This window comes from Aeromonas sp. 604443, from assembly GCF_049170315.1.
GTDB classification, from domain to species: domain Bacteria; phylum Pseudomonadota; class Gammaproteobacteria; order Enterobacterales; family Aeromonadaceae; genus Aeromonas; species Aeromonas veronii_A.
On record NZ_JAAKMI010000003.1, the window covers coordinates 431,820 to 448,528 of the forward strand.

Below are 16,709 nucleotides of genomic sequence, written 5' to 3' on the forward strand. Positions count from 1 at the left end.
AGTCTAGCGGCGTTGAACCAACCCCATGAGGTACAGATGAAAACCGTATTGCGTTTTAGCCTGCTGGGCGCCTTGTTGCTGGGTGGCCATGCCTTCGCCGCCGAGCCGAAAAAATTTGATATCAGCATGTTCCCAGCCGCTGACGTGAATCAGGAACGTGTGGTGATCCGCCTGCCTGAAGTCGAGAAAGAAGCCGACATGATGGTCGAGCTGCAGGTCGGCAAAAAGATGATGGTTGATTGCAACGTACCGCGTTTTGCAGGCAACCTGGAACAGCACAGCGTCAAAGGTTGGGGCTACAACTACCTGAAGCTGGGCAAAGTCTCCGACCCCATCAGCACCCTGATGATGTGCCCGGATAACCAGCAGAAAGAGACCTTCGTCCAGATCTACGGTCAGGGCTTCTTCGTGAACTACAACTCAAAACTGCCGTTCGTGATTTACGTGCCGCAGGAGTATGAAGTGCGCTACCGTCTGTGGCGTGCCGACAACCTGGCCCAACCGGCCATGATTGAGTAAGCATGTTTGAACCAAAGGTTCAGCTGGTTCATCTGATGTGATAAATAAAGCGCCGTATGGCGCTTTATTTTTGCCTGCACAGTCCAAAAAGTGACGTGCAAATTGGCTGCACGTTTACATAAGTTTATTATTTATCAACGTTTTTTGTGTGTTATGCCACAAAATCGGCGTCAGCGATGGGGCAAAGTGACTTCGATAAAAGATATTTATTAACATAGTGAGAAAATTGATTTTGCACTCGGCGATGGCCTGATGATACTTGCCCGCAAAGGTCAAACTAACCAGAAAAAAGAGCACTATGAGCTTCGAATCAGACAAGCGTTTCAACGACTTCAAACATTTTCCCCGTGGCCTGCGTCGCAGTGGTGAATTCACTGTGGCCGAAGCGGACAGTCTGGAAAAGTATGGTACCGCCATGCTGGCACTCTACCAGGGCAACCTTGCACCCCGTGACGATGTCGAGTCCGCCTTCGTCGAGCAGGTCAAATCCGGCGCAGCCGGTGCCAACCCCCATGCCAAGGTGTGGTTCAAGTACCTCAAGGTGATCGGTCCCAAGCGTGTTCATCGCCTCTGCACCGTTGTTGGTGGTGCCAGCGAAGAGAGCAGCGGTGGCGGCAGCTTTGATGTCGGTGGTGGCAGCGGCGGTGGCAGTGACGAGTCCATCGATTAATGGATACCGAGCTGCTTCGGACCTTTATCGAGGTGAGCAAGACCCGGCATTTTGGCCGGGCTGCTGAAAATCTCTACCTGACCCAGTCGGCGGTGAGTTTCCGGATCCGCCAGCTAGAGCAGCAACTGGGTGTCAGTCTGTTTGCCCGTCATCGCAACAACATCCGCCTGACCGCCTCCGGTGAGCGTCTGCTGCCCTACGCAGACGCCATCTTGCACACCCTTGGCCGTGCCAAGCAGGATGTGGCGCTTTCACCGGGATTCAGCCAGCAGTTGGCCATCGGCGCGCCCGCGGTGTTTTGGGAGCTCGATTTCAACGAGTGGCTCAACCACATCTATGCGCTGGCGCCCGGTTTGGCGGTACGGCTGGAAACGGCTTCCCGCGAGCACCTCTGCCGTCAGTTGCTTGAGCGCTCCCTCGATCTGGCCCTGCTCTCCGAGCCCACCAAGATCGACGAGATCGCCCTGCATCCCATCGGTGAGCTGGTATTCGAGCTGGTGAGCCGGGATCCGGCCGCCAATGCCGACAACCTGATGCAGATGCCGCATATCCATCTCGACTGGGGCACCAGCTTCGAGCCGCAACCCAGCCGTTTGCAGAGCCTGCAAAAGACCCCGGTGCTGCACTCCAGCTCCGCCAGCATGGCGTTGCAGTTCGTGCTGGCCAACGGTGGGGCTGCCTACCTGCCACGGCGAATGGTCAGCCCCTTCCTCGAGAAGGGGGCGCTCCATCTGGTGGAGGGGGGCCAGCCGCTGAGCCGTCCGCTCTATCTCGCCTATCTGGAGAAATCCGATCGCCGGGAGCTGATCGATCAGCTGCTGACCCTGCCACTGGGTTGGCACGATGCCGAACTGCGCCTCAACGTCGATTAAGCGTCGAGTGTTATCCAAGGAAGAGCCCACCCCACGGTGGGCTCTTCTGTTTGGGGAAAATTGCAGGGAGCGAGGTCACGTAATTGGCGCGGGAGGCTTGGCGTCATCGGCCTGTAACGGTACCTTTTCAGGCTGTTTATCCGATTGAGCACTGACAGGGATGGATTGTAATTGATCGACTTTAGTCACCCCGAATGGCGGGCGCTGGCGCAGCAGTTGCTGAGCCACTCACCTGTGGTGATCCGTGGCCGCCAGTGGCAACCGCTGGTGGGCCTGCTCAAGGATAACCAGCTGCTGCTCGCCCATGGCAGCCACAGCTATGAGCTCACCCCGGCCGGGCGGCGCTATCTCACCCGCGAGCTGATGCTGGCCGAGATCGCCACCGCGCCCCCCGAGCCCGAGGAGTGGTTGCATGCTCAGGGCTGGCAATTGGGGGAGCTGGTCAACGAACGGGTGCTGGCGGCGCTCTATCGCAAGAGCGAAGTGAACTTCACCCCCAACGAGCAGATTGATTTCGAGGACAAGGGGATCCGGCTCTGCGCCGATCAGCTGTTGCGCTTGCGCGCCGCCCAGCCGTTCAGCCTCTTTTTCAGCGGCGGCACCCTGATCGACGCAGCCCCCTGGTTGCAGGCGCTGGGGGAGGTGGCGCTGCCCGAGCGCACCCTGGCGGGTCTTGGCAAGATCCTGTGGGGGGAGGGGAGTATCGAGCGGGTGATCACCACCGACAGCGTTGGCGCCTTTGCCGAGTTGCCCCTTGATCCCGGCACCTTGCTGGTGTGGGCCCCTCCATCGGCTCCCCTTGCCTTGCAGCAGGTGGTGGCCGCCTTGCCCCCCAATGTGCTGTGGAGTCATCTCACCGCTCTCGACCCCGCCGGGGTGGATCGGCTGCAGGCGCTGGCCCAGCGGCTGGGGCGTCCGGCCAGCTGGTGGTTGCCCCGTGATCTGGCCCCCATCCTTAGCGCGTATGCCCAACCTTTGACTGAAGCCCGGCCCTGGGAACCGAGCCGGATCCCCAAGCCATTGTTAGCAGTTTGTAGCGGTTTAGTTGAGTCCAATGGTGGCTTGTCGGCCGAGGTGTGTGCGCTGGCGCCAGCGTGGCATGCCGTTGGTTGAAATTGGCCTGAAAGCGAGCCAAAAAGCGGTTTTCCCCCATTGAACGCGGTGATATAAAGAGTTGACGAAGCGCTCGCCAGATGAGCGCTTTTGTTTATCAAGCCGCTTTGCCACCCAACGAACTCAACGGAATACAGGGAATACCATGTTTGAAAAGGTTGTTGCCGCCCCAGCGGATCCGATCCTGGGCCTGACCGAAGCCTTCCGCGCTGACTCTCGCAGCCACAAGATCAATCTGGGCGTAGGGATCTACAAGGACGAGTCCGGTGCCACCCCCATTCTTCACTGCGTCAAGAAAGCCGAGCAGAAGCTGCTGACCGACGAGAAGACCAAGAACTACCTCGGTATTGAAGGCAATATCGAATATGGCCGCATCGTGCAGCAACTGCTGTTCGGGCAGCACTCCGCGCTGGCCGCCAGCGGCCGCGCCAAGACGGCGCAAGCGCCGGGCGGTACCGGTGCCCTGCGCATCGCGGCCGAATTTGTAGTGCGCAACGGTCTGGCCAAGACCATCTGGATCTCCGATCCCACCTGGGCCAACCACGTCAGCGTATTCCAGGCCGCGGGCCTTACCGTCAAGTGGTACAAATACTACGACGCCGCCACCAAGGGGCTCGACTTCGCCGCCATGCAGGCCTCGCTCGCCGAAGTGCAACCGGGTGAGCTGGTGCTGCTGCACGGCTGCTGCCACAACCCGACCGGTATCGACCCCACAGCTGATCAGTGGCGCGCGCTGGCCAAGCAGAGTGCTGCCGCCGGCTGGTTGCCGCTGTTTGACTTCGCCTATCAGGGTTTTGCCCGTGGTATTGAAGAGGATGCCGAAGGCCTGCGCATCTTCGCCGAGTGCCATGACGAGCTGCTGGTGGCGAGCTCTTTCTCCAAGAACTTCGGCCTCTATAACGAGCGGGTCGGCGCCTTCACGCTGGTCAGCGCGACCAAGGAGATCGCCGACGTGGCCTTCACTCAGGTCAAGACCGTCATTCGTGCCAACTACTCCAACCCGCCGTCACACGGCGCCGCTGTGGTCACCGCCGTGGTGAGCGATCCGGCTCTCTATGCCGAGTGGGTCGAAGAAGTGGCGGCCATGCGGGTGCGTATTCGCGAGATGCGCGAACTGCTGGTAGAGAAGCTGGCTGCCCTCGGCGTGAGCCAGGATTTCAGCTTTATCCGCGAGCAGAACGGCATGTTCTCCTTCTCCGGCTTCACCAAGGATCAGGTGGAGCGCCTCAAGAGCGAATTTGCCATCTACATCGTCGGCTCAGGCCGGATCAGCGTGGCCGGGATCACCCGCGCCAATATCGATCCCCTCTGCGAGGCAATCGCCAAGGTGCTGTAATCGCATCACCTTGCGCTCTGGTTCTATGCCATGAAAAAGCCCGTCACCTTGGTGACGGGCTTTTTTGATCGTCAACGGCTGATCACCAAACAAGGGTAAGGGCGGCTCACTGGTGGCGGGCTCCTTGCCACAGTTTGCGCAGTTGCAGCAGCAGCGCGGTCAGGGCGCCGCCGCTCAGGGCGGTGAGTACCGCCAGCAGCAGGCTGCCGAGCAGGAAGGGGGGGACCAGGGTGGCCGCCTCCTGCTCCAGCCAGTGGAGGGTCCAGCTGAGGTGAAAAGGCTCCGGTGTCTGGTGCAGTACCAGACAACCGGTGCGATAGGCGTAGAGATACATGAACGGCAGGGTCAGCGGATTGTTAAACCAGACCGCCAGCAGCGCCAGCGGCAGGTTGAGGCTGAATGCCAGCGCCAGACCGACTGCGATGAGCGAATGCATCGGGATGGGGAACCAGCAGGCGAAGATCCCGGCTGCTACCGCGCCGCTCAGGGCGCGGGTTCCCCCTTGCCAGAGGGCTGGGGCAAGCAGTCGTTCACCAAACAGGGCAAACCACTTCTGCTGGCGCAGGGTATCGGGATCTAGCTTGAAGCGGGCAAACCAGCGACTCAGCATGGGCGTGCCATCTTGCGTTTTTGCCACTGACGTACCGTGCTGATCCGCCAGAAGGTGCGGATCAGGGTGTAACCGATAAGGGAACTGAGCAGGGCCAGGATCAGCGAGCCCAGCAACAGCGGTGGTGCCACTGTGCCCAGTACCGAGACCAGCCACTCCCAGGTGAATTCAATCTCGATCTGCTGCGCCGAATGTCCCAGCAACTGGCAACCAACCAGATAGGCGCCATAGAGCAGGGGAGGCATTGTAAAGGGGTTGGAGAGCCAGACCAGCGCCACCGAGAGCGGCAGATTGACCCGGCACAGGATGGCGCCTCCGGCGGCCAGCAGCATCTGGCAGGGGAGCGGCACCCAGGCCATGAAGAGGCCCACCGCAAAGGCCCCGGCGGCCGAGCGGCGGTTGAGGTGCCAGAGGTTGGCATCGAGCAGCAGTTTGCCGAACAGCCGCAGGTGCTTGTGTTCTTTCAGGGTTTGCTGATCGGGCATCCAGCGTTTAATGAGTCGTTTGGGCATATTGAAACCTTGCTAAATACTTGCTCCATGGATCTGCGTCTGTTGTCGTTTGCCCTGGGGGCAAGCTCCTCACTGTTCTGGCCATGGTTACCTTCACTCGCATGGGGGGGCCTGTTGCTGTCCCTGCTGATCCCCCTTGCATATTGTCGTGCCTGGCGGTGGCTGTTTCTCCTGCTCGGCATCCTCTGGATGCAGGCCAATCTTGCCTATCGGCTGGCCTGGCTGGAGCGGTTGGGCGATCAGACGAGCCACATGATAACCGCACAGCTGCAAAGTGCAGAGCCCGAGGGGGATAAATTTGTCCGGCTGCTGCTGCGGGTGAGCACCCTCGACGAGCAACCGGTGACACCTGAGCCCCTGATCCGGGTCAATGCCTACAAGGCATTACCCGCCATGACAGTGGGCAGCCGGATCACCCTGGTGACCTCGTTGAAACCGGCTCACGGTCTGGCCAACGAGGCGGGGCTGGATGGGCGGCGTCTGCTGCTGGGCAAAGGGATCACCGCCACCGGCAATTTGCGCCGGGTGATCGACATTCAACAAGCACCTGTGGGGTGGCGCGAACGCTGGTTGGGCGCGGCGACCGAGAGTTGGCGTCCGCTTGACCATGCCCCCTTGCTGGCGGCGCTCACTTTTGGCGAGCAGAGCGGCATCACGGATGCCCAGTGGGAGCTGTTTCGCGGCAGCGGCCTGACCCATATCATCGCCATCTCAGGGCAACACATTGCGCTGGTGGCGGTGCTCGGGTGGTGGTTGGGCAGGCTGTTTGGTCTGCGCGGCGCCATCATCACCTCCCTGCTGTTTGCCGCCGTCTACAGCGCGTTGGCCGGGTTTGCTGTGGCCACCGAGCGGGCCCTGATCATGGTGCTGGTGTGGAGCGTGTTGCGCTGGAGTCGGCGAGAGTGGCCGGCCTGGCGCATCTGGCTGTGGGCCTTTGTGGTATTGACCCTCTGGGATCCCTTCGCCCTCTATTCGGCCGGCTTCTGGCTCTCGTTTCTGGCGGTGGCCATCTTGCTGCTGGTGGGATATCTCCACGACAAGCCGGGGCTCTGGCAGATCCAGCTCTGGCTGCTACTCGGTCTGCTGCCGCTGCAACTGGCGTTGTTCGAGGGGATCGCGCCCCTTGCCATGGTGATCAACCTGTTGGCGGTGCCGCTCTTTTGTATCGCCATCATCCCGCTGGCCCTGATCGGTGTGCTGCTTGCACCGCTTTCCACCTCGCTTGCCTATGTCCTGTTCTGGCTGGCGGATCTGGGGCTCGGGTGGGTGCTGACCATCCTGAATTGGCTGGCAGACCAACTGCAACTGTGGTGGCCACTGCCCGGTTGGTGGCTGCCACTCTGCACCCTGCTGTTGCTGCTCTGGTTCGCCGCACAGTGGCGCCCGGCACGCTGGCTCTGGTTACCGGGTGCCCTTGCGCTGGTGTTGGTGTGCTGGCCAACGCCTGCCCGCTGGCAACTGCGGGTGCTGGATGTGGGGCAGGGGCTGGCGGTGCTGATCAGCAAGGGGGAGCGCGCCATCCTCTATGACACCGGCGATCGTTATCCCGGAGGCTACAACATGGCGGACGCTGTGATCCTGCCTCAGCTAAGCCATCTGGGGATCCGGGTGATTGATCGCCTCATCATCAGCCACAAGGATCGGGACCATGCCGGCAATCGCAAGCGACTGCTCAGCGCCATGCCGGTGCGTCACGAGCTCTCCTCTTATCTCTTCAGTGAGGGAACGACGCTCTGCCAGCGTGGGCAACAGTGGCGCTGGCAGGGGCTCTCGTTTGCAGTGCTCTGGCCCGAGCGCCCCGGTGGCGGGCGCAATAATGATGGCTGCGTGGTGCGTATCAGCGATGGGCAGCGCAGCGTGCTGCTGAGCGCAGATATCGAGCGGCAAGCCGAGCAACGGCTGGTGGCGCTGGAGGGGGATGGGTTGGCCAGCACCTTGCTGGTGAGCCCCCATCATGGCAGTCGCACCTCCTCCACGCTCCCGTTTGTCGCGGCGGTGGCGGCAAAGGATGTGATCCACAGCGCCGGTTTTATGAATCAGTGGGGCTTTCCCCGTCCAGATGTGGTGGCCCGCTATCGGGATACCCGCCAGTGGATCACCGGTCAGCAAGGGGCGATGCTGGTCGAACCCACTGCAGCGGGCTTGAGCGTCACTGCCGAGCGAGATCTGGGGCCCTGGTACCGGCGCAGTGGTGAGTGGTGGCGGCCGAGAGTGTGGTTTGAGCAATAATCCGTCATTTCCGCAGCGGATGGATTCTATATCGGTGGCGACGCTTGGTGTAATCCTGCGCTTTGGCTAGAATAGCCCGTCATTTCCATTACTAACGGCTATTCATGCAACAAGAAACCTCACAAGAGAGCTGGCCAGTATTCAAACGCCTGCTCGGTTATGTCCGTGATCGCAAGCTGGGCCTGGTCGGTGGCATCATCGGGATGCTGGGCTACGCCGCCGTGGATACCACCTTTGTCTACTCCATCAAGCCGCTGATCGATCAGGGCATCAATGGCAACGACAGCACCGTTTTGAAATGGATGCCCTTCTTCGTCCTCGGCATCGTTGCCCTGCGCGGTGTCGCCAACTTTCTCTCCAACTACTGCATGGCCTGGGTTGGCAACCACGTCGTGATGCGTCTGCAACAGCAGGTGTTCAATCACATGGTGGCGATGCCGATGAGCTTCTTCGACCGTCAGAATACCGGTCATCTGCTCTCCAAGGTGACCTATGACGCCAGTCAGGTCTCCTCGGCGGCGAGCACCACGCTGGTGACCCTGGTGCGGGAAGGGGCGACCGTAGTCGGCCTGCTCGGCCTGATGTTCTGGCACTCCTGGCAGCTGTCGGTGATTTTCCTGGTGGTTGGCCCACTGGTGGGGGTCATCATCGGCCTTATCAGCCGCCGTTTCCGCCAGATCAGCCGTCATATTCAGCAGGCGGTAGGGGATATCACCACCTCCACCGAGCAGATGCTCAAAGGGCACAAAGAGGTGCTGATGTTTGGTGGCCAGAAGGTGGAAGAGAAGCGCTTCTTCCAGGTCAGCAACAACATGCGCCAGCAGACCATGAAGATGGTCGCGGCTGATGCCATCGGCAGCCCTGTGGTGCAGATGGTTGCCTCCATCGCGCTGGCGGCCTTCCTCTACGTCGCGACCATTGACAGCGTCAAATCAACCCTGACTGCCGGTACGTTTACCGTCATGATCACCTCCATGATGATGCTGCTCAAGCCGCTGAAAAGCCTGACCGACGTCAACAACCAGTTCCAGCGTGCCATCACCGCCTGCCACAGCCTGTTTGGCCTGCTCGACACCGAGCCGGAGCAGGATACCGGCACCCGCACTCTGGAGCGTGCTCGCGGTGAGATCGAGTTTCGCAACGTCACCTTCACCTACCCGACCAAGGATACCCCGGCGCTGCACAACGTCAGCTTCAAGGTGGAGGCGGGTAAGTCGGTGGCGCTGGTGGGCCGTTCCGGCTCTGGCAAGAGTACCATTGCCAGCCTGCTGACCCGCTTCTACGACATCGATCAGGGCGAGATCCTGCTGGATGGCATCAACATCCGCGAATACAAGTTGAGCGAGCTGCGCAAGCAGTACGCGCTGGTCTCCCAGCATGTCCACCTGTTCAACGACTCGGTGGCCAACAACATCGCCTACGCGGCAGAAGACAAATACAGCCGCGACCAGATCGTGCAGGCTGCCCGCATCGCTCATGCCGACGAATTCGTCAGCAAGATGAGCAACGGGTATGACACTGTGGTTGGCGAGAACGGTGCATCCCTCTCCGGTGGTCAGCGTCAGCGTGTTGCCATCGCCCGCGCCCTGCTGCGCGATGCGCCGGTTCTACTGCTGGATGAGGCCACCTCGGCCCTCGATACCGAGTCCGAGCGCCACATTCAGGCGGCTATCGACGAGCTTTGCAAGGCGCGTACCTCGCTGGTGATCGCCCACCGTCTCTCCACCATCGAGAAGGCAGACGAGATCCTGGTAATCGACGAAGGTCATATCGTCGAGCGCGGGAACCACGAAGCATTGATGGAGCAGCGTGGCACCTATGCCCAGCTGCGCGCTATTCAGTTTGGCAACGCGGGAAGCAAGGCCTGATGCTGGAACGGCTCTGGTATCGCAAAAGTGGCTGGCGCTGGTTGCTGGCCCCCTTTGCCCTGCTGTTTGCCATCATCAGCGGCACCCGCCGCTACGCCTATCGTCACGGCTGGCGCAAGGGGTATAGCTCCTCCTTGCCGGTGATCGTGGTGGGCAATATTTCGGTGGGGGGCAACGGCAAGACGCCAGTGGTGGTCTGGCTGGTGGATCAGTTGCAAGCCCGCGGCTATCGCCCCGGGGTGGTGAGCCGTGGTTATGGCGGCAAGGCGCCCCATTACCCCTATCGGCTGGATAAGACCAGCACCACGGCACAGGCGGGGGATGAGCCGGTGCTGATTGCCCGGCGCTGCGGCTGTCCGGTGGTGGTTGCCCCGAAACGTGCCGACGCGGTACGACTGCTGGAGCAGAGCGGTGAGGTGGATATCATCATCACCGACGATGGCCTGCAGCACTACGCGCTGGCCCGCGACATCGAGCTGGTGGTGGTGGACGGAGCGCGCCGTTTCGGCAACGCCTGCCTGTTGCCGATGGGGCCGCTGCGCGAGCCGGTCACTCGTCTCAAACGGGTGGACGCCATCATCTGCAACGGCGGCGAGCCGGGCAAGGGGGAGTACCCCATGCAACTGGTCGCCGACACCCCGCGCCGGGTGCGCGACGATGCGCCGCTTGTAGCCCCTTTGTCGGGGCCGGTTGATGCGCTGGCGGGGATTGGTCATCCGCCCCGCTTCTTTGCCACCCTGGAAGGGCTCGGCTATCAGCTGGATCAGCAGGCAGCCTACGGCGATCATCACCCCTTCGATCGGGATGAGCTGGTGGGGCGCTTTGCCAGCAAGCCGCTGCTGATGACCGAGAAGGATGCGGTCAAGTGCCGCCCGTTTGCCCTCGATAACTGGTGGTATCTGCCGGTCAGTGCCGAGTTGCCAGCCTCCCTGCTCGATGCCCTGCTGCACAAGCTGGGGGCGAAGGCAAAGGGTGCGACCAAGGCGCAAGATTAATCTCCCTTGCCTGAGCGAGGGAGAAGTGGACCAATAGCGGTCCCGTATGGAATATCTGGTTGCTCGACATCCATCGCTGGCGTGATGAAGCCGCCAGCGCGACATCGTTGAAGGAGTATCGTTTTGGCTTTGGACATCAAGTTGCTCGACATCATCGCCTGCCCGGTCTGCAAGGGTAAGCTGCATTACAACAAAGCAGTTCATGAGTTGGTCTGCCGCTTCGACAAGCTGGCCTATCCGCTGGAGGAGGGGATCCCGGTGCTGCTGGAGAATCGTGCCCGTCCGCTCAATAGCGATGAGTTGCCGTCATGAGTTTCGTTGTCGTTATTCCTGCCCGCTATGCGTCAACCCGTCTGCCGGGCAAGCCGCTGGCGGATATCCATGGCAAGCCCATGGTGCAGCACGTGGTGGAGAAAGCCCTGCAATCGGGTGCCGATCGGGTGATCGTCGCCACTGACGATGCCCGGGTACAGCAGGCATTGTTGAGCACCGGCGTCGAGGTGTGCATGACCTCACCGGATCACCAGTCCGGCACCGAGCGTCTGGCCGAGGTGTGCCGTCACTACGGCTTTGCCGCCGATACCATCATCGTCAATGTGCAGGGGGATGAGCCGCTCATTCCGCCCGCCATCATTCGTCAGGTGGCGGACAATCTGGCCGCTGCCACGGCGCCGATGGCGACCTTGTCGGTGCCGATCAAGGATGCGGAAGAGGCGTTCAACCCGAACGCAGTGAAAGTGGTGACTGACAAGGATGGCTACGCCCTCTACTTCAGTCGCGCCAGCATTCCTTGGGATCGGGATCGCTTTGCCAAGAGCCATGAGCAGATTGGTGACCACTACCAGCGTCATATCGGTATCTATGCCTATCGCGCCGGCTTTATCCAGCGTTACGTAGACTGGGCACCGAGCGTGCTGGAGCAGGTCGAGGCGCTGGAGCAGCTGCGGGTGCTCTGGTACGGGGAGAAGATCCACGTCGCCCAGGCCCTTGAAGCGCCGCCTGTCGGGGTGGATACCCAGGCCGATCTGGAGAAGGTGCGCGCCTTTTTGGCCAAGTGATGGCCACAGCACTAACGTCATGAAGAACGGTGTCGCAAGGCACCGTTTTTTGTTTTGAAATTTTATATAATTATTTGATTTTAAACGCTAAACATGGGTTTTCTCAAACTTTTGGCGTGCATGGTTTGCCAAAGCGACGAGTTTGGTTATGATGCAAGACGCCCTGTTAACCCTAACCGGGCGGCTAAAACGAGATAAAACGGGGTGTTTGGGTGATAAATGTATTCCTGGTCGATGATCATGAGCTGGTGCGTACAGGGATAAGACGCATTCTTGAAGATGTGCGCGGGATCAAGGTGGTGGGCGAGGCACAGAGCGGCGAGACCGCAGTCACTTTCTGTCGCCAACACCATCCGGACGTGATCCTGATGGACATGAACATGCCGGGTATTGGTGGTCTGGAAGCGACCCGCAAAATTCTGCGGATCCGCCCCGATGTGCGCATCATAGTGCTGACCATTCATTCAGAAAATCCGTTCCCCACCAAGGTGATGCAGGCAGGCGCCGCCGGTTACCTGACCAAGGGGGCTGCTCCCGACGAGATGATCCAGGCGATCCGGTTGGTGCACTCCGGTCAGCGCTACATCTCCCCGGAGATTGCCCAGCAGATGGCCCTCAGCCAGTTTGCCTCCGCTGACGAGAATCCCTTCAAGTCCCTCTCCGAGCGCGAGCTGCAGATCATGATGATGATCACCAAGGGGCAGAAGGTGACCGATATCTCCGAGCAGCTCAATCTGAGCCCGAAGACGGTCAACAGCTACCGCTATCGTCTGTTTAGCAAGCTGGGGATCAACGGTGACGTGGAACTGACCCATCTGGCCATTCGCTATGGCATGCTGGATGCCGATACCCTCTAATCGGGTGGCGTGTGGTCACAAAGGCGGCGCGTGCCGCCTTTTTGCTTTTCTGCCCTTTTGCTTTTCAGGCGGCGGGGGCAGTATGCTCTGCCCGTCAATTTTTGCCTTTGTGTGAGCCGAGTAGCTGATGACCTTCTCTCCCGAACCTCTCTTCGACAGCAAGGCGTTTCTGAGCGCCGTCACCCATCAGAGTGGCGTCTACCGCATGTATGACAGCGGTGGCACCGTGATCTATGTGGGCAAGGCCAAGGATCTGAAAAAGCGGCTCGCCTCCTACTTTCGCACCAACGTCGACAGCATCAAGACCAGCACCCTGGTGCGCCAGATCGCCGATATTCAGGTCACCGTCACCCACACCGAGACCGAGGCGCTGATCCTCGAGCACAACCTTATCAAGCAGTACCAGCCCCGTTACAACGTGCTGCTGCGGGACGACAAATCCTACCCCTGGATCATCATCACCGCGCACCAGCATCCGCGCATCGGCGTCCATCGCGGCGCCCGCAAGGTGAAGGGGGAGTACTTCGGCCCATACCCCTCTGGCGGTGCGGTGCGCGAGAGTTTGCATCTGATGCAGAAGATTTTTCCGGTGCGCCAGTGCGAGGATGCGGTCTATGCCAACCGCACCCGTCCCTGTCTGCTCTATCAGCTCAAGCGTTGCGCTGGCCCTTGCGTACCCGGGTTGGTGAGCGAGGCCGAATATGCCCAGCAGGTGGAGCTTGCCAAACTGTTTCTGGCGGGCAAGAACCAGCAGGTGATTGGCGAGCTGGTGGGCAAGATGGAGTCTGCCAGCGGCGATCTGCGCTTTGAAGAGGCGGCCCGCTACCGGGATCAGATCCTGGCGCTGCGCCGGGTCACCGAACAGCAGTCGGTGAGCGGCAACGTACTGGACGAGCTGGATGTGGTGGGGGTCGCCTTCCAGCAAGGTGCTGCTTGCATCCACGTGCTCTTTATCCGTCAGGGCAAGGTGCTCGGCTCACGCAGCTACTTCCCGAAAGTGCCGGCTGACACCCCGCTCGACGAGGTGGTGCAATCCTTCCTGCTGCAGTTCTATCTGTCGGGGCAGGGGGGGCGGCAGATCCCGAGCGAGGTGCTGCTCGATGTGGCCCTTGAGGACGAGAGCGTCATCGCCGAGACTCTGAGCCAGACCGCAGGCTACAAGGTGCGGGTGGTGAGCCGTACCCGCGCCGAACGGGCCCGCTTTATCAAGCTCGCCTCCATCAACGCCGAGACGGCGCTGCGCTCGCGGCTGGCTCACAAGAGCACCATCACCGCCCGCTACGACCAGCTGGAAGAGCTGCTGGAGCTGGAGCGCCCCATCGCCCGCATGGAGTGTTTCGATATCTCCCACACCATGGGGGAGCGCACCGTGGCCTCTTGCGTGGTGTTCAACCGGGAGGGGCCGCTCTCATCGGAATATCGTCGTTTCAACATCGACGGCATCACCGGCGGTGATGACTACGCGGCGATGGAGCAGGCGCTGGAGCGCCGCTTTGGCAAGCAGCAGGAGCCGGACAAGGTGCCGGACGTGTTGTTTATTGACGGTGGCCTCGGCCAGTTGCGCCGCGCCGAAGAGATCCTGGCCCGTCAGCTGGAGTTCCTCGGCGGCAAATATCCGCTGCTGGTGGGGATTGCCAAGGGGGTCACCCGCAAGGCGGGGTTGGAAACTCTCATCATGGGGGAGAGCCACGAAGAGCTGCATTTACCGGCAGATATGCCCGCTTTGCACCTTATTCAGCATATTCGCGATGAATCCCACCGTTTTGCCATTACCGGCCACCGGGCCAGACGGGCCAAGGCCCGCACCAGCAGCAGTCTGGAGGATATTCCGGGGGTGGGGCCAAAGCGACGGCAGGCGCTGCTCAAATATCTGGGCGGTCTGCAGGAGGTCAAAAAGGCGAGCGTGGATGAACTGGCCAAGGTACCCGGCATCAGTCAGGAGCTGGCCCAGACCATCCACGATGGCTTGCACAGCGCCTGAGCAGGGTTAGCAGCATGGCACAATCGCTAACTCCTTGATGCACAAGAGCCGTGACGCGGGGGGGGCGTAAATGCCATAATGGCCATCGCATTTTGAGAAGATTGATGGATTAAAAAGACCAAGACGGGCGCCAGCGCGGTTGCATCGCAAATCGGCTTTGGCGCACTATGTAGCGACGTACAAGAAGTGGCTGAAAATAATGACAAATATACCTAACCTGTTGACGTTTTTCCGGATTTTGCTCATTCCCGTCTTCGTCATCCTGTTCTATCTGCCTTATCAATGGTCCTATCTGGCTGCCGCCATCATCTTTATTCTGGCTGCTGCTACCGACTGGTTTGATGGCTATCTGGCTCGCAAGCTCAATCAGTCCACCGCCTTTGGCGCCTTCCTTGACCCCGTTGCCGACAAGATCATGGTCGCCGCCGCACTGGTGGTCATCGTCGAACACTACAACACCATCTGGGTGACCATCCCCGCCATGACCATGATTGGCCGCGAGATCATCATCTCCGCCCTGCGTGAGTGGATGGCTGAGCTCGGCAAACGCTCCTCGGTGGCGGTCAGCTGGATTGGCAAGTGGAAGACCATGATCCAGATGGTGTCGCTCACCGGTCTTATCTGGCAATACAACGTCTGGATGGTGTGGCTCGCCTATGTGATGCTCTATGTCGCTACCGTGCTCACCTTCTGGTCTATGTTCCAGTACATGAAGGCCGCCTGGGGCGATTTGACCCACCACGCCAACCTGTGAGTCACTTGCGCCGCAAGGTGAGGTTTCCGCTGATTTGAGGCAGGAAACGGCCAAAGGCGCTAAAACTGTTCAAAAAGGGCAAAAAATGCCCGAACGATCAGGTAATTAAATATTTCTGGTTGACTGGGCGAGGAACATCGCTAGAATGCGTCCTCGTAGTCAGGCAGTCAGCCAGACCAATGCGGGAATAGCTCAGTTGGTAGAGCACGACCTTGCCAAGGTCGGGGTCGCGAGTTCGAGTCTCGTTTCCCGCTCCAAATTCAGACAATAGAGAGTCAACTCTCTTTTGCATGGCGCGTTAGCAAAGCGGTTATGCAGCGGATTGCAAATCCGTTTAGTCCGGTTCGACTCCGGAACGTGCCTCCATATTGACAAGCCCGCGGCGCGAGCTTGATACCGATTACGGTGCCCGAGTGGTGAAATCGGTAGACACAAGGGATTTAAAATCCCTCGACGTTCGCGTCGTGCCGGTTCGATTCCGGCCTCGGGCACCATTAAAATCAAAGAGTTACGAAAGGTCACTAGAAATAGTGGCCTTTTTCTTTTGCTTAAATGGCGACAAAGTGGCGACAGCGATTGTGTCGAGTCCACTGCTTCTATCTAGTCCTGAAATAGGTTTACACATTTTCAACTAGCATTTCTCTACTCAGAACCCCCTATGTACCGCATCGGGGGTTCTGTATTTCAATGCATGATGCGGCCGCTCCTCGTTGTAAATATCTACCGCTTCACGCACCATTTCCCGCGCTTGCGCCAGGTCCTGTGGGCTTTGCAACAACAACTCTCCTTTCAAAATCCCGTTCACCCGCTCCGCCAACGCATTCTGGTAACAGTCATACCCATCCGTCATCGAGCATTTCACCCCGTACCGTTCATGTAATGACTGATACAGTCCCGAGCAATACTGCACGCCGCGGTCTGAGTGATGGATGAGTTCACCGTCGCCACGCCGTTGCTTCAGTGCTTTCCTGAACGCCATCGCCACCGACTCCGCGTGCATCCCTTCGTGTACGTGGTGGCCCACTATCTTGCGTGAGTAGGCATCCGTCACCAGGCTCAGGTACAGCGGTCCGCTCCTGGCTGGCAGATAGGTGATATCTGCGACCCAGACCTGCTCCGGGGCCACCGGTGTGACCTGCTCTGGCCCCGCCTTGAGCAAGTTGGGATGACGGTAGAAACGGTGAAAACTGTGGGTGGTCTTGTGATAAGCCCGTCTGGGTGGCACCAGCAGGCGGTGCTCGGCCAATATCCGAAACAACCTGTCCCGCCCGACCTTGAGCCCGCCATCATCCTGACCCTGGAGCAGATAATGCAGCTTGCGAGTACCCACCCGAG

The 16,709-nt window shown here is 60.0% G+C and carries 16 protein-coding genes and 3 tRNA genes; 16 read left to right on the forward strand and 3 right to left on the reverse strand.

The genetic code is table 11. From position 1 onward, the window contains the following. Positions 1-36: 36 nt before the first annotated feature. The 5 genes from eco (at position 37) to G5380_RS07500 (ending at position 4,510) form a co-directional block, all read left to right on the forward strand. Positions 37-519 carry a serine protease inhibitor ecotin gene (gene eco, locus G5380_RS07480; protein ID WP_005337529.1) on the forward strand — a complete coding sequence of 161 codons (483 nt, stop codon included), beginning with the start codon at positions 37-39 and terminating at the stop codon, positions 517-519. Positions 520-817: 298 nt separating this feature from the next. Further along, positions 818-1,189 (forward strand): DUF413 domain-containing protein, encoded by a 372-nt coding sequence (gene maoP / locus G5380_RS07485; RefSeq protein ID WP_005337527.1) that lies wholly within the window; start codon positions 818-820, stop codon positions 1,187-1,189. After that, the gene (hdfR, locus tag G5380_RS07490) at positions 1,189-2,061 is read left to right on the forward strand and encodes an HTH-type transcriptional regulator HdfR (protein WP_421206443.1); all 873 of its coding nucleotides are present in this window, start codon (positions 1,189-1,191) and stop codon (positions 2,059-2,061) included. Before maoP ends, hdfR begins: the two co-directional genes overlap by 1 nt. A 171-nt stretch (positions 2,062-2,232) precedes the next feature. Beyond that, positions 2,233-3,174, forward strand: a complete 942-nt coding sequence (locus tag G5380_RS07495; RefSeq protein WP_421206441.1) for a hypothetical protein — start codon at positions 2,233-2,235, stop codon at positions 3,172-3,174. 145 nt (positions 3,175-3,319) lie between these two features. Continuing rightward, positions 3,320-4,510 (forward strand): amino acid aminotransferase, encoded by a 1,191-nt coding sequence (locus G5380_RS07500; protein WP_421313032.1) that lies wholly within the window; start codon positions 3,320-3,322, stop codon positions 4,508-4,510. 106 nt (positions 4,511-4,616) lie between these two features. On the opposite strand, the gene G5380_RS07505 is transcribed toward G5380_RS07500, so the two are convergent. Together G5380_RS07505 and G5380_RS07510 are read right to left on the reverse strand one after the other, a co-directional pair. Beyond that, positions 4,617-5,120, reverse strand: a complete 504-nt coding sequence (locus tag G5380_RS07505) for a DUF2062 domain-containing protein (protein ID WP_005359699.1) — start codon at positions 5,118-5,120, stop codon at positions 4,617-4,619. Beyond that, entirely contained in the window at positions 5,114-5,632 is a 519-nt protein-coding gene (locus tag G5380_RS07510; protein ID WP_005350890.1) for a DUF2062 domain-containing protein, read from the reverse strand. Before G5380_RS07510 ends, G5380_RS07505 begins: the two co-directional genes overlap by 7 nt. Before the next feature lie 27 nt (positions 5,633-5,659). Here G5380_RS07510 and G5380_RS07515 point away from each other — a divergent pair, with 27 nt between their 5' ends. The 11 genes from G5380_RS07515 to G5380_RS07565 all read left to right on the forward strand — a co-directional run bounded on the left by G5380_RS07515 (position 5,660) and on the right by G5380_RS07565 (position 15,868). Then, a complete protein-coding gene (locus G5380_RS07515; protein WP_421352590.1) occupies positions 5,660-7,861 on the forward strand; it encodes a DNA internalization-related competence protein ComEC/Rec2 in 2,202 nt (733 codons plus the stop codon). A gap of 104 nt (positions 7,862-7,965) precedes the next feature. Continuing rightward, complete coding sequence (gene msbA / locus G5380_RS07520) at positions 7,966-9,729, forward strand: lipid A ABC transporter ATP-binding protein/permease MsbA (RefSeq protein ID WP_005359702.1); 1,764 nt, start codon at positions 7,966-7,968, stop codon at positions 9,727-9,729. Next, positions 9,729-10,724 carry a tetraacyldisaccharide 4'-kinase gene (lpxK, locus tag G5380_RS07525; protein WP_421352591.1) on the forward strand — a complete coding sequence of 332 codons (996 nt, stop codon included), beginning with the start codon at positions 9,729-9,731 and terminating at the stop codon, positions 10,722-10,724. Before msbA ends, lpxK begins: the two co-directional genes overlap by 1 nt. Positions 10,725-10,847: 123 nt before the next feature. Next, positions 10,848-11,036 carry a Trm112 family protein gene (locus G5380_RS07530; RefSeq protein ID WP_005347033.1) on the forward strand — a complete coding sequence of 63 codons (189 nt, stop codon included), beginning with the start codon at positions 10,848-10,850 and terminating at the stop codon, positions 11,034-11,036. Beyond that, positions 11,033-11,782 (forward strand): 3-deoxy-manno-octulosonate cytidylyltransferase, encoded by a 750-nt coding sequence (gene kdsB, locus G5380_RS07535; protein ID WP_128815636.1) that lies wholly within the window; start codon positions 11,033-11,035, stop codon positions 11,780-11,782. Before G5380_RS07530 ends, kdsB begins: the two co-directional genes overlap by 4 nt. A 212-nt stretch (positions 11,783-11,994) precedes the next feature. Continuing rightward, a complete protein-coding gene (gene uvrY, locus G5380_RS07540) occupies positions 11,995-12,639 on the forward strand; it encodes a UvrY/SirA/GacA family response regulator transcription factor (protein WP_005337448.1) in 645 nt (214 codons plus the stop codon). Between the two features lie 127 nt (positions 12,640-12,766). After that, on the forward strand, positions 12,767-14,620 hold the full coding sequence (gene uvrC, locus G5380_RS07545; RefSeq protein WP_421352592.1) for an excinuclease ABC subunit UvrC: 1,854 nt from the start codon (positions 12,767-12,769) through the stop codon (positions 14,618-14,620). Between the two features lie 199 nt (positions 14,621-14,819). Beyond that, positions 14,820-15,374 (forward strand): CDP-diacylglycerol--glycerol-3-phosphate 3-phosphatidyltransferase, encoded by a 555-nt coding sequence (gene pgsA / locus G5380_RS07550; protein ID WP_031227442.1) that lies wholly within the window; start codon positions 14,820-14,822, stop codon positions 15,372-15,374. Positions 15,375-15,555: 181 nt separating this feature from the next. After that, positions 15,556-15,631 (forward strand) — tRNA-Gly (locus G5380_RS07555). A gap of 35 nt (positions 15,632-15,666) precedes the next feature. Beyond that, positions 15,667-15,740, forward strand: a tRNA-Cys gene (locus G5380_RS07560). 41 nt (positions 15,741-15,781) lie between these two features. Then, positions 15,782-15,868: transfer RNA gene (locus G5380_RS07565), tRNA-Leu, on the forward strand. Positions 15,869-16,020: 152 nt separating this feature from the next. Here G5380_RS07565 and G5380_RS07570 read toward each other — a convergent pair. Continuing rightward, the coding region (locus G5380_RS07570) for an IS3 family transposase (protein ID WP_421352593.1) at positions 16,021-16,709 on the reverse strand (689 nt) is incomplete at its 5' end.